The following is a 13,008-nucleotide window of genomic DNA, read 5'->3' as shown; positions in this document are numbered from 1 at the left end:
CAGCTTCTGAGTGGACGATGTCGGCCTGCCCCGGTCGAGAAGGCCGACAACATGAACTATGCCGAAACAGCGGCGAGCTCGGCGGCGGTCTTGCCGACCAGGCTCTCGTCGACAGGCTTGATGATGCCGTGCTCCATGAGCATATCCTCGAGCTCGTCCATGCTGATTGGCGTCGGGATGGCGCCTTGTCCCGCATTATTGTGGATCTTGGTCGCGAGATTGCGATAATGATCCGCCTGCTTGGACTCTGGCGCGTATTCCAGCACAGTCATGCGGCGCAGCTCCGCGTGCTGCACGACATTGTCGCGTGGCACGAAGTAGATCAGCCGACTGCCGAGCTTCTTGGCAAGAGCATCTGCAAGCTCCAGCTCCTTGTCGGTCTGCCGCTCGTTGCAGATCAGGCCGCCGAGGCGCACGCCGCCGGAATTCGCATACTTCAGAATACCCTTGGAGATGTTGTTGGCGGCATACATCGCCATCATCTCGCCGGACATCACGATGTAGATTTCCTGTGCCTTATTCTCGCGGATAGGCATCGCGAAGCCGCCGCAGACGACGTCGCCGAGCACGTCGTAAGAGACGTAGTCGATGTCCTCATAGGCGCCATTCTCCTCCAGAAAGTTGATCGAAGTGATCACGCCTCTTCCGGCGCACCCGACCCCCGGCTCTGGACCGCCGGACTCGACGCATCGAATGTCCTTGTAGCCGAGCTTGATGACGTCCTCGATTTCGAGGTCCTCAACGCTGCCGGCATTCGCCGCCAGACTCAGAATGGTGTCCTGCGCTTTGGCGTGCAGGATGAGGCGAGTCGAGTCCGCTTTGGGATCACAGCCGACGATCAGAATCCTTTGGCCCAGCTCAGCAAGAGCCGCCAGCGTATTTTGCGACGTTGTCGATTTACCGATGCCACCCTTGCCATAAAACGCGATTTGTCTCAGCGAAGACATGTTGCTCTCCATCAACCGATTGCCAATTTTTCGCGCCGAACGCGCGAGGCTGTTTCTCTCTCAGAAACGTGGGCACACGGGTTTCGGGAAGGAGGCCATCGCTCGCCATCGGCGTCGGCGTGCCCTCAGCCCTCACTCGTTGTTGCTGCATCCAGTTAGCAACTGGCGTGCCATTCGTTCGCACGCGCGTTAAGCATCTGACTAAGCTCGACTAATAGCGCAATGTCCGAGACCGGATGCTGTGGCGGACCCGACAGCGGCAAGGGCTCTGATAGAAACCCGACAAAGCCCGGCGCGTGGATTCCACTACGAGTGCCGGCCGAAAGAGCGCGGAACGGGGAATGCCGGGCCGTAAGCCCGAGACAATCGAGGAGACCACACGGCGCAGATGGGGTTTCGAGGACACCGCCATCATCAAAGGCGAATGTTCCACGACCGGCATGATGGGTACTTGCCGTAAGATCGGGTGGCATATCGCTTGCTTTGCCAATCGCGGAACGCTGTTTCCGTGTGACGCGATGTTGTGAGGACAATATGCCTGGAATTGGAAGTAAGTTGCCGCCGTTCGACATCACAGGCGTGAAGCCCGGCTTTCACCTGCAAGAAGAGAACGGGCAGAGCGCCTTCGAGACGCTGACTGAGAGGAGTTTCCCCGGAAAATGGAAAGTCATCTTTTTTTACCCGAAGGATTTCACATTCGTCTGCCCAACCGAAATCGCTGAGTTTGCTCGCCTGTCCAAGCATTTCGCCGATCGCGATGCAATCGTGCTTGGTGGCTCGACCGATAACGAGTTCTGCAAGCTCGCCTGGCGGCGTGAGCACAAGGATCTGCACCGTCTATCGATCTGGCAGTTTGCCGACACCAAGGGTGCACTGGTCGATGGCCTTGGAGTGCGATCGCGTGATGGCATCGCGCATCGCTACACCTTCATCGTCGATCCTGAGAACACGATCCAGCATGTCTATGCGACAAGCCTCAATGTCGGCCGCAGTCCGACGGACACGTTACGCGTTCTGGATGCGATACAGACTGATGAGCTCTGCCCTTGCAACCGCGAAATCGGCGGCGACACGCTTAAAATTGCCTGACGCAACATATCGAAAGTGCAGCAAGGAGCAGCTCCCGCATTCGAAGGACGTCAGATTCAATCGTTTGTCGGATACCAGATGAGACGATCTTACCGCAAATGCGGCCTGCTGCTAGCGAGTGCGGCCTGCAATTCAATTCTCATTGCCACCATGGAGTCTGCCGCGGCCGCCGCGCTGTCCGCGTGCGGCAGTCGCGGCGGCGAAATCGACGGTCTCGATGATGACGATGAACAATGTTCACCACCGCTTTGCTCACCTCACAACAAATCCCGCATGCAAGAGGATGCCGGCGCGGCTCCGCATGAACATACAAAATACTTGTACGCTTCTGCGCCTGCTGGACGCACATCTCCTGCCAGAGTTCCTTTATATTGTCGCCGTAGGCCGGACCGCGGCTATTCCCTTCTTTCTGCGGCTTGACGGCCGGCAGCATCATCAGAGCGATCTGCGTCAGCCGCAGGCCGCTAATGCTGTAGGCCGACGATGCCGGCGCCCACGGACTCGGAAAAAATGGTGCCAAGCTCCCTCTTCGGCGCAACTAGGTTCCAGTCGCCGCGCCTCGAGAAGGGTGGAGGCAGAGGGAGATCGCTCAGCGCCGAATGACGTCTACCGGCCGAGACGATGATCCGCCGGCACGCTCGCGGACCGTATTTCCGGGCTCGGTAAATCTATATTCACCGATGTAAGCCGCACTATGAGACGAACGAGTCGGGTTTATCAGTCCCTGATTGAAACCATGACACTCGACGAGGTTTGGCCAACTGAGCCGGTCTATCGGGAAACCGGTCAGCTCGTTCATCGCGCGAGCTGACCCTCGGGCGCAGGGACCTGAAACGATCAGGTGGCCCGGCGGTCGTAAGCCGCCTGGCCGTCTCGATCATCACGCCGGTCAATTTCCGAACATTGACGCGTATCTCAGCGCTGGTGACCCAAGCCAATCCCCAAGGTACGTGCTTTCTGTCTTAGAGAGCCCTCGGATCGCTTCATAAGCTTTGAAACCCTAACTACAGGAGTGCGGGCCTTTGAGTGCGCTTTGAGCAGCTTGACGTCATCCTTACTATACTCTTTGCGCTTGGTGCTTTTTGCCACGTGTTCTCCGATTTCGCTTTGCACATTTGCCTGTAGCGCCTTGGTTTTGGCGAAGACGCAACTGCTTCCCATTACCATATCAATGGTCATGGACAACTATTCAAGCGGATTTTTCTCTCCGAGATAAGCACTGGAACTACACGCGAATTTGTCCTCCGTCCTCTGGATCTTTATCCGCGTGACAAGCCCGATTCTCGACGTGCGCGTCAGCCACTTCAACATGGAAGCAAGCCATAGAGAAGGGACGCCCGATGCATCTTCGAAAAACAACGCGAAAAGCCCTTCTTGCTTGAATGCGCCGACTTCACTCACCAATTTCGTAGAATGATATTTCCAGGCGCCAATAATATTGATGGAGTAGCGAGGATCGGCCGGGACAGTCGCACTGCCTCACTTGCGCGCATCATCAATCGGCCTTCCGAAGTGCACGGCGTTACCGCGCAAAGAACAAACGTCTTCTCCTTTTTTCTGAAGTCCTGCGGACTTAAGGGCGAGTACTCACAAAGGCAACTCTTGCAATGCCTGAGCGTTACTCCTCGTCAGCCGATCGAGCACGGCTCGCTCATCCAAATTTGATCTACCGCAGTATCCGTGGATTAATAAGCCACGTTGAGATACCCAGGCAATTCCGCCCTCAGCGAACACTTCTGCGAGACCATCGCCTGCCCCCGTCTCATGGACCCGATGAACGAGCGTGCGACCTGATGGTGATATTTCCCGGGCCGGCCACTACGGCATTGCCAACAACCCGCGGGCCTAGCCGTCCTGTGTGAGCTTGGCACCGGCAGGCGATTGCTTGATCATGACTTGCCAGAGCGCTTGGCTAGCACAATACCGGTGGCGCGCTGCGGATCATTCGTGATCTGTACACAGTGACCTCCACTGTCGAGCAGATGCAGGTCGAACTTTCCAATCCGGCGGAACGGACTCTGCGTCATGTCGGACGCCTCGCAACAAATCCAGGCAAGATGTGGAAATTTCTGCCGGAGCGTCAGGCAGGGCTCAGAGGCTGTATCAACGACGGCGAGCGTCTGCTCGATCTCCGTCAAGTCGCCTTCGAGCACCATCTCCACAATCCTTATTGCCAGAACAAACGTTCAGGGTCGGCGTTCAGAACCGCTGTCGCCAAGCCAAGCCGTTGATGGGTCGAATGCCACTCCCAGACGCCCTTGCGGTGATCTTTGCGGAACAGCTGCCATGCCACTCCAGTCCTATCGTGGTGCAGCAGCGCGACGTCGACGAGGCCGCCCTCCGCATTGATATTGCCTGAGCAGCACGGGCTCTCGACCAGATAGCCGCCAGCAACCGCTGTCACCTTTGGCGAGACATATCGGTAGCGCTCGCTCTTCGTCAGCGCGCGCACGATCCGCCACCGGTCGAGCTCGTTGGGTTGCGCAGGCAATCCGGAATGATGTCGTCTGATGATTGCGGCGTTCATTGCGCGATGTCCTAGACTGCAGAGATTTCTGCCTCGAGGCAGCCAACCACCAACTGCTTGCCGAAGTCGACCATATAAATGGGTAGGTTCGCTTCCGTGTGGCGACCGACCTGGACGATCTCACCAATGTACCCGACGCTGACCAGACACTCTTCCGCCGACGCGTCGGGAAAGGAACCGTCGTTCAGCAGATCGATTGCGGCCTTGACACGTTGGCCTGACCGGTATTTTGGCAATCTTGGTTCGATCATCGGGGTGCCGCTCCTGGCAAGAACGGCTCCTCGCCTTCGCGGTTTCGCGTGACTAGATCGAGTTCCTTGCATTTCATGCCGACGCGATTGCCGGAGCCGAGGAATTCGACTCCATAGATATAAAATTGTTGCAGGAACGTGCCGATCGAGACGACATAGCCAAGCTCGCCTTTCTTGACCAGAACCTCACCGATCTCCTTGCCCACATAGGTGCCGTCGTTGCGGATGGTGCGGTTGGCCCGCACGTTGTCACCATAATCAAAGAAGGGGGCGTCCGTCAGCTCGACGATGTCGCTGTCACGGGCGATGTTGCTCATGCTGCCGTCCCTGTTCCATAGTTCAACTGTACCGCGCCTCGCGGGCGCCCGGCCTTACGGACCGCCCTATCATGATGCTCGATCAACCCCCTCCATTCCCGCACGGCGGCGCTTGCGATCACGGATTGCATGAGCCTGTCGGGATCCCGGTGCAGCAACATCAACGCCCGCAACCTAAACTCCAGATGCTTGAGATAACTATCGTGAGCCCATGGTTGATGTTGAAGAAGCCATCGACGCGCCACGCGCGTCTGCCATCGAGGGAGGCGTGCTTGAGCCGGCGGCGAGCCGCGTGCTTCAGCGCGGGATGCGCACAGCCGACAGAGTCGACCTGATTACCCCGGCAACCGAGGGCATTGTGGACGTCATCACTCACGGTCCCGCCCATACGCTCGAGCGTACCCAACAACACCTTGGCGCCAGCCTTGTCCGCGGGACAAAGCCCCAGCAGTCTCCCGACAGCTGCCGTCCTTCCCGAGTTGCCCGAGACGCATCTGCAAGTCGGCAATATGCGTTGAACGAGAACCAGGAAGACCCACACGAGGTGCTCTCATAGCAGCCGAATTCCGGCTTGGTGGCGCCGACCGCACCGGTGGCAGGAAATTCATTTCCGCATCACGTGATCGGGTGCGAACGCCTTGGCGTGGCGCAGGTGTACCTTCTGCACCTTCATCGAGGTGATAGGATAGCCCTGTCGCCCTGGGATGATGCTCGGCCGGCTCGACACCGTGCGACCAAGACAGGGCTCGGTGAGGACGCCCTCTCTCGGATGACCAACTGAAGAAGGCCTCGGGCATGAATGTCGCCTGATCAATGATGGCCGCAGGTGACTGGATTGATATCGTGGAAGACGGGTCCGCCCTTCGTGGGCCCATCGGCGAAATCGATCCTCGACGCTCAAGACAGCGGCCTTCGGGCCGACAAGAATAGCTCGACGCGCTCCCGCCGACGTGCGCGTCGCCAGAATATGGCTTGACAACTGGCGAAAAGGTTAGCGACCAGGGCGAGCCGTCCACCCGGTCTGAGAAGGCGAAAGCCGCGGCCGGCGCCTCGTCAAGGCGGAGCATCATCCGCCCGAGTTTCTGAACCTTTAGTGCCGTTAGTGACATCCATCGTGGCCCTCAAGCAGGCTCCTGGTGACGCGGCAGTGCCGTGTCGAGCACGCATGTATTGTCAACCGGGCAAACCGCCACGCATTGCGGCTCATCAAAGTAGGCGGCGCACTCGGTGCATTTCTCAGGATCGATCAGGAAAACGCCGGCTCGCTCGGAAATAGCGAAGTTCGGGCATTGCGTTTCGCACGCCGAACAGCCCGTGCATTGCGAGGCGATGATCTTGAAGGGCATTGTTTGAACCCATCCTCAGGCTGCGGAAATCAGCCCATTGTGGCGGGCCGCCGCATCGACCCGCTCAACGTGCTTGATCTTCCCCTCATTGACTTTATCGAGATAGAGTTTGAACCAGGCGATCGCCGAGCCATCGATGAACTCGCAGGCATACTGATCGACCGGCTCGATTCCGGCCTTGATCAATTCGGCCTTCGGGCAGCCGCCGATCTTTGACACGAACACGGCATGGCAATCGTTGATGGCGCCGATGGCGACTTCGAGCTTGCTGTCCTCGCCATGGCCGCCCTGGCAATAGGGATGAATAGGACGATGGCCAACGAATTTTGCGCCTGAAGTCGAGAGCTCGTAGATCTGGAACTCCTTGGCATGACCGAAGTGCTGGTTGATCAATCCCGAGCCCTTGGTTGCAACCGCCACCAGCACCTTGATTTCGCTGGACGCGCTGGCGAGCCCCGCAAGCCGCTCCTGCTGGGCCGCAAGCTTTGCAATGCGCGCCTTCTCGACTTTGGCCTGATACTCCTTTCGGGCCTGCTCATCATATTCGATGTCCATGGCCATGATCTTTTCCATGGTGAACTCCGCGCCGCGGTCCTCCCCGAGCAGTCCGACGGCGTCGGCGCGGCACTGGCGACAGTGACGCATCATGTTCATCTCGCTTTCGCAGCTATCCTGCAATGCTTTCACTTCCTGTGCGGTCGGGCCGCGTTGCCCGCTGAGACCGAACACGGTGCCGTGCTCGGGCGACGAAATCAGCGGCATCACGTTATGCAGGAAGGCGCCGCGCGACTTCACGGCCTTGTTAACCTCAACCAGATGCTGATCGTTAATCCCGGGAATCATCACCGAGTTGACTTTGCACAGGATGCCGCGCGCGGTGAGCATCTCCAGGCCCTGGAGCTGCCGATTGCTGAGGATGCTTGCAGCTTCAATGCCGGTGTAGCGCTTGTGGCGGTAAAAGATCCAGGGATAGATCTTTGCGCCAATATCGGGATCGATCATGTTGATCGTGATCGTCACGTGATCGACCTTGAGTCTTGCGATCGTGTCGACATGATCAGCTAACGCCAGACCGTTCGTCGAGAGGCACAGCTTGATATCTGGCGCGAGCTTATTGACGAGCTCGAACGTCTTGAATGTCTTGTCCGGATTCGCCAGGGGGTCGCCAGGGCCAGCAACGCCGACCACGCTCATCTGAGGGATCGCGGAAGCGACCGCCAGCACCTTCTTGGCGGCCTGCTCCGGCGTCAACTTCTCGCTAACAATGCCGGGGCGCGATTCGTTGGCGCAATCGTATTTACGATTGCAGTAATTGCACTGGATATTGCAGGCGGGTGCGACCGCGACATGCATGCGGGCATAATGGTGGTGCGCCTCCTCGCTGTAGCAGGGATGGTTCTTCACCTTTTCCCAGACCTCATTTGGCACATTGCCGATGCCGGCCTGAGATCCGCAGCTCGCCTTGCCGCTGCCACCGACCGTACCGCAGCTCTTGTGCTTAGCCATGACTTGCATGGTCTCGCTGATCTCGCCGCCGCCGCAGGATACCTGGTGTTGCGCTGAAGTACTCATTTTTCCAATTCTCTTCGCAAGCCGAATCCTTCCAGCAAGCATTCCCAGAGTCGTTTCTGAAAAGCCAAGAGCAACTGGCGTGCCATACCTGCCACAAACGAATTTTGTGGTCCGCTTCAAGCAGTTAGGTAACGCCTGCTCGAATGTCAGTTTTATCAACTCATGTTGGAAAGCTGACAGAAATTGCGATCACAAGAGCGCTGGCAGCGCTCTTATGACGGCGGGTACGCTGCTTCATCTATGCCCTTGGGCAAAGAGCATGGCGGCTGGTGTCGTTGAAAGTTGATCTTGTCGCCGAAATGTGACGCGTATGCAAAGCACAATCCGCAAAAGACGTTCCGGACGCTTTGAAGGACAACTTGAACTGGCGATCCTTCGTAGATACCGACAAGAAGCAGCCCCCGTTACCGACCTATGTCGTGGAAGATCACGCGGGCCCCTGCCTGACACTCCGGAAGGCATTGTCGGGCAGGTGAAGAGAAACGCCTGGTGGCCAGGGTCCCGACGGCCACGAATTGGACCGTGCGTCCAAACGTTGATTGGCATCTCGAATAGGTCGTGCGGGTGTGGATGCCGATCAGATTCGTAAGGCTGCAGCCGCCTCGGTCGACATCGCACGAACTGCCGTCCAACAACTACACTACGTCGCTGACGTCTCGGTATCCAGCCAGCCGATCCTGCTCTTCAGGAAACGCAGGCCCAGCACCAACAAGCCGGCGTGCTCGCTGTTGTCCTTGCCATAGCCGTGGCCGCCGGCGGCATGCTCGTAGAAATAAGCCTCATAGCCCATCGCCTGCAGCTTCGCTGCCATTTTGCGCGCATGTCCGGGATGGACGCGATCGTCCCGCCGCCTGGTGGCCATCAGGATCGGTGGATAGGACTGCCCGGGTCTTGCGGCATGATAGGCAGAATAGGTCTTCAGCCACTCCCACTCCTCAGCGTTGTCGGGATCGCCATATTCGGCGAGCCAGTTCGCCCCGGCGAGCAGTTTGGTGTAGCGGCGCATGTCGATCAGCGGGACGGTGCAGAACAGTGCGCCAAAGAGCCCGGGGTATCGCGTTAGCATGTTGGTAATGAGGATGCCGCCGTTCGATCCACTCTCGGCCCCGATCCGCTTGGCCTGTGTCACGCCGCGCTTAACGAGATCGGCGGCGACGGCTGCGAAATCGTCATGCGACAATCTCTTGCCGGCCAGCCGGCCGGCGTCGTGCCAGCGCGTGCCGAACTCACCGCCGCCGCGCAAATTTGCCTGAACCGTGGTGCCGCCGCAGTCAAGCCAAAGCTTACCGAGCGCGGAATTGTAATACGGTTTCACGGAGATCCCAAACCCGCCATATCCGCTCAGATGGACCGGCGCGTTGCCGGTCTGTCTGACCGGGCCGGTCTGCAGGTAGGGAATTCGCTCACCGTCGATCGAGATGGCCTCGTGCCGCGTGACCACGCAGTGCTCCGCGGCAAACGTCTTCGGCGCCTGCTTCAGCACGGCGGGACTGCCAACGCCCCGCTCCATCAGGATGAGGGACGGCGGGGTGAGCGGATCCTCGACGTGAGCCAGCAAGTCGCCATTGCTCTCGGACGGATCGCGATCGAGAGACCAGATGTCGACGACGCCAAGATCAGGAAGCCCGCCCAATTGCTCGCGGTTCCAGCCATGATCGCATGGCGCGCAGATCTCGAAGACTGGCCGGAGTTCGTCGAAAATACAAAGCACAAGCTTGCCCGCACTCCAAAAGAAGCTCTGCAGCGCACGGCGCGGGCCCGGCTCGAAGAGAATCTCGAACTGGCGGCTGCCCGCCAGGAACGCCGGCAGCGGGATGACGAGCACCGTATCCGCGGCATAGGTCTGCCCTGCCACAGACCAGGATTCGCGCGGCTTCAGGGCAAGCCAGTTGCGATGCGACCGCATCCAGATGTTACTTGGCAAATCGAGCCTCGTCTTGGCGCCCGTTTCATCGCCCAGCCAGACCACGCAATTGGAGACGTCTGTCGCATCGAGGAACCAGATCCTGGGCGGCACGACAGTGTCGTCAACACTGCAACCGACTGACACATGAGCGGCCTTGGTCTCAAAGATCACTGCCGCTTTGTCAACATGCGTACCACGCCGCCACAGCCTCACCGTGCGCGCATAGCCGGTGGTCGCGGCCATGCCGTCGCCATGGGAGCTTAACAACACCAGCGTATCAGAATCGAGCCATACGCCGCTGCCTTTGCCTTCCGGCAAGATAAAGCCATCGTGGATGAAGAGCTTCGTATCTGAGTCGAATTCACGCAAGGTGACGGCATCGCTTCCGCCGCGCGATAGACTCAAGATCCACCGCGAGTAATTTCCAGGCGGTGCGGCCGTGGCGTTCAGAAGCCAGTCTTTGCCTTCGCTGACGGCAAGTTGATCGAGGTCGAGCAGGATGTCCCATGACGGCTTCAGCGTGCGATACTCTTCCAGAGTGGTTCGCCGCCAGAGGCCGCGTGGATTATTGGCGTCCCTCCACAGATTGTAGAGATACCCGCCGCGCCGGCTGACATAGGGGATATTGTCAGGTCGGTCGTAAATCGCTGTCAGCGCATCTCTGTCTCGTTCGGCTGCAGGTCCGCCAAACACCTCCAGGGTTCTGCTATTCTGCCGCTCGACGAAGTTCAGCGCCCGCGCGCCTTCGATCTGTTCCAACCATAGATAGGGATCATCGTCAGGAGCGGAGGGCGTTGGCCTTCCAGTTCGCGACCTCGTCGACGCTCTTTGTCTGACCATGCTTCATTTACAACCTTAGTCTTGACGCGTAGTTCGAGACTGATTCAAGGATTTGCATCGCGAACGTTGCATCACAATTTGCAAGCTACGACCTGGCCCGGCGCGAGATTCAATCCTCTCGAAACTGACTCTTGCGGAGTTGTAGCAATTGGCCTGACGCTGTGTGCGGAATGCAACGACCGGGCTGGCGATGTCAGCACAATTGGCCCTCGCGAGGGCCTCCCCCGTCAACGCCATCGCGCTGGCCTAACGCCTCAGTGCTGGCCTAGGCCGAGATATTGCGTTTGGCACCGTGCGTCGGCGCGATCTTGGTTCCCAAGAACGCTTCGAGCGCTTCCGGAGTCATCGGCACGGTCGGCTGGAACCTTCGGTCACGCCAAGCCAAAGCCAGGGAATGATGTGGCCTTCCTCGCAGAGGCCGGACCGCTCCGCCAAGAATAGCTTCCGCATCCGCTGGCTTGGCGAGGTTCTGTGGAGTCGCAGCATTCATCATTCGGTTGCTTCGCCGCCGCGCTTCTTGGCGTTGATAGTGATTGGAAGGATGGTGTCACTCGCCATCGCGGGTAGGTCGAGCACCCAGCCGTTCGCGATTCTAATCCAACCACCCCACAGCGTCTCGTGCTCACATTCGACAATCGGCTCCTCAAGATCCTTCTTGGGCACATAAATCGAAAGCCCCGTCTCGGGCGAACGGCGAATCATGACCTTCATAGGAGCTCCGCAAGTTGTGAGCTCTCGCCCGCGCGCTCCTGACACGCACGCCACAAGGCTCTCTGTTTGGCAGTGATGTCCGCCAGGACTTGCAGGACACGATCGATCTCATCGGGCGCCGTGTCGCGCGACAGCGAGAAGCGAACCGCACCGCGCAAAAAAGCCGGTGGTACTCTCATCGCGCGCAGGACATGGGACGGCACCATCGAGCCGGACGCGCAGGCTGAACCGAGTGAGACGGCAATTCCGTTGCGGTTCAGGTGGTTGACGATGGCGTCTGCTTCGAGATGCTCGAAGGCAATGTTAGACGTATTTGCCAAGCGGTTCTTGATATGACCAAGCACGATGCAACAGCCGAGAGCGAGAATGCCTTGCTCCAGCCGGTCGCGAAGGACGCCAATCTGCATCTGCTCTTGTATGAGGTGTGCCGCAGCGAGTTCCGCCGCCTTGCCGAGCCCAATAATGCCCGGAACGTTTTGGGTGCCAGCGCGACGATGCCGCTCCTGTGCGCCGCCGAAGATCAGCGGTCGAAACTTGATGTCCTTGCGCACATACAGCGCGCCGATCCCCTTCGGACCATGGAGCTTGTGGCCGGAGAGCGACAGCATGTCGATGTCCGTAGTCTTCAGGTCAATCGGAATCCGCCCGACCGCCTGGACCGCGTCGGTGTGAAAGAGCGCACCGACTGAGCGCGCCATCTTGGCGAGGGATTTCACCGGAAAGATCGTACCGGTCTCATTATTGGCCCACATGACCGAGGCGATTGACGTGCGCCTCGACAATGCGTTGCGATAAGCCTCGATGTTCAATCGGCCGCTTGCATCGACCGGAATGACATGGGTCTTGATTCCTCGTCGTCCCAGCTCCTCGGCAAGGGACAGCACGGCCGGATGCTCAACGGCCGTTGTGACGATCTCGTCGCGTCCCTCCTGCACGGCGAGCGCGGACAGGATCGCTGTGTTGTCGGATTCAGTCGCGCCCGACGTGAAGACGATCTCGTGATCGAATGCCGCGCCAACGAGGGCCCGCAGCTTCCGGCGCGCTTGTTTCAATGCGGGCGCAACCTTAATGCCGAATGCATGCGCGGACGAGGCATTGCCGAATTGCCCAGAGAAGAACGGCAGCATTGCCGCCACGACCAAAGGATGAGCACGGGTCGTCGCGTTGTTATCCAGGTAGATCGGCCGCATGGACTGTCCGCTCTGCACTTAATGCCCCACTTTGGCAGCTCCGGGGAGCGGGATCAGGCGGACGAACTCGCCGAGCCGCTCGATCAGGCGCGCCTGAATGGCCGCGAGCGTCGTGCCCGCAAGCTTGCATAACATGCAGGCGCCGGTGAGCCTGACCATGATCTTGTTGCCGTCGATTTCGACGAGCTCACAATCCCCACCATCACGCCTGAGGCTTGGCCGAATCTCATCGAGCACCGCGCAGACAGTCCGCTCGCGATCGGAAGGCTCTGCAGTCGAAGACTGCTTCGTTCGTTCAGCCTTCAGGCCCAT

General features: G+C 59.0%; 14 protein-coding genes. 1 reads left to right on the top strand and 13 read right to left on the bottom strand.

Annotation, left to right across the window (positions count from 1 at the left end):
* Nucleotides 1-56: 56 nt before the first annotated feature.
* Complete coding sequence (gene nifH, locus IVB18_RS04755; protein WP_026233535.1) at nucleotides 57-947, bottom strand: nitrogenase iron protein; 891 nt, start codon at nucleotides 945-947, stop codon at nucleotides 57-59.
* A gap of 534 nt (nucleotides 948-1,481) precedes the next feature.
* Here nifH and IVB18_RS04750 point away from each other — a divergent pair.
* Nucleotides 1,482-2,036 carry a peroxiredoxin gene (locus IVB18_RS04750; RefSeq protein WP_247324253.1) on the top strand — a complete coding sequence of 185 codons (555 nt, stop codon included), beginning with the start codon at nucleotides 1,482-1,484 and terminating at the stop codon, nucleotides 2,034-2,036.
* 139 nt (nucleotides 2,037-2,175) lie between these two features.
* Here the strand turns inward: IVB18_RS04750 and IVB18_RS04745 are convergent, their stop codons facing one another.
* From IVB18_RS04745 to IVB18_RS04690, 12 genes are all read right to left on the bottom strand, one after another.
* Nucleotides 2,176-2,556, bottom strand: a complete 381-nt coding sequence (locus IVB18_RS04745; RefSeq protein ID WP_247988138.1) for a hypothetical protein — start codon at nucleotides 2,554-2,556, stop codon at nucleotides 2,176-2,178.
* Between the two features lie 395 nt (nucleotides 2,557-2,951).
* The gene (locus tag IVB18_RS04740; protein WP_247388574.1) at nucleotides 2,952-3,215 is read right to left on the bottom strand and encodes a hypothetical protein; all 264 of its coding nucleotides are present in this window, start codon (nucleotides 3,213-3,215) and stop codon (nucleotides 2,952-2,954) included.
* 710 nt (nucleotides 3,216-3,925) lie between these two features.
* On the bottom strand, nucleotides 3,926-4,192 hold the full coding sequence (locus IVB18_RS04735; protein WP_247804148.1) for a DUF6129 family protein: 267 nt from the start codon (nucleotides 4,190-4,192) through the stop codon (nucleotides 3,926-3,928).
* An 11-nt stretch (nucleotides 4,193-4,203) separates the two neighbouring features.
* Nucleotides 4,204-4,563, bottom strand: coding sequence for a hypothetical protein (locus IVB18_RS04730; RefSeq protein WP_247988137.1), 360 nt, complete (start codon nucleotides 4,561-4,563; stop codon nucleotides 4,204-4,206).
* 11 nt (nucleotides 4,564-4,574) lie between these two features.
* On the bottom strand, nucleotides 4,575-4,814 hold the full coding sequence (locus IVB18_RS04725) for a nitrogen fixation protein NifZ (protein WP_247388549.1): 240 nt from the start codon (nucleotides 4,812-4,814) through the stop codon (nucleotides 4,575-4,577).
* Nucleotides 4,811-5,131 (bottom strand): nitrogen fixation protein NifZ, encoded by a 321-nt coding sequence (locus tag IVB18_RS04720; protein ID WP_247988136.1) that lies wholly within the window; start codon nucleotides 5,129-5,131, stop codon nucleotides 4,811-4,813. The genes IVB18_RS04725 and IVB18_RS04720 overlap by 4 nt, the downstream gene beginning before the upstream one ends.
* Before the next feature lie 1,121 nt (nucleotides 5,132-6,252).
* Nucleotides 6,253-6,477, bottom strand: a complete 225-nt coding sequence (locus IVB18_RS04715) for a 4Fe-4S binding protein (protein WP_247297545.1) — start codon at nucleotides 6,475-6,477, stop codon at nucleotides 6,253-6,255.
* Between the two features lie 15 nt (nucleotides 6,478-6,492).
* Entirely contained in the window at nucleotides 6,493-8,049 is a 1,557-nt protein-coding gene (nifB, locus tag IVB18_RS04710; RefSeq protein WP_247988135.1) for a nitrogenase cofactor biosynthesis protein NifB, read from the bottom strand.
* Nucleotides 8,050-8,689: 640 nt separating this feature from the next.
* Nucleotides 8,690-10,795 carry a prolyl oligopeptidase family serine peptidase gene (locus IVB18_RS04705; RefSeq protein ID WP_247988134.1) on the bottom strand — a complete coding sequence of 702 codons (2,106 nt, stop codon included), beginning with the start codon at nucleotides 10,793-10,795 and terminating at the stop codon, nucleotides 8,690-8,692.
* Between the two features lie 489 nt (nucleotides 10,796-11,284).
* Complete coding sequence (nifT, locus tag IVB18_RS04700) at nucleotides 11,285-11,506, bottom strand: putative nitrogen fixation protein NifT (RefSeq protein ID WP_247324232.1); 222 nt, start codon at nucleotides 11,504-11,506, stop codon at nucleotides 11,285-11,287.
* Nucleotides 11,503-12,696 (bottom strand): cysteine desulfurase NifS, encoded by a 1,194-nt coding sequence (gene nifS / locus IVB18_RS04695; RefSeq protein ID WP_247988133.1) that lies wholly within the window; start codon nucleotides 12,694-12,696, stop codon nucleotides 11,503-11,505. The genes nifT and nifS overlap by 4 nt, the downstream gene beginning before the upstream one ends.
* 18 nt (nucleotides 12,697-12,714) lie before the next feature.
* Entirely contained in the window at nucleotides 12,715-13,008 is a 294-nt protein-coding gene (locus tag IVB18_RS04690) for a NifU family protein (RefSeq protein WP_247324230.1), read from the bottom strand.

The sequence above is a fragment of the Bradyrhizobium sp. 186 genome (genome assembly GCF_023101685.1).
Taxonomy (GTDB): Bacteria; Pseudomonadota; Alphaproteobacteria; order Rhizobiales; family Xanthobacteraceae; genus Bradyrhizobium.
This window is presented reverse-complemented; position numbering and strand designations above follow the sequence as displayed.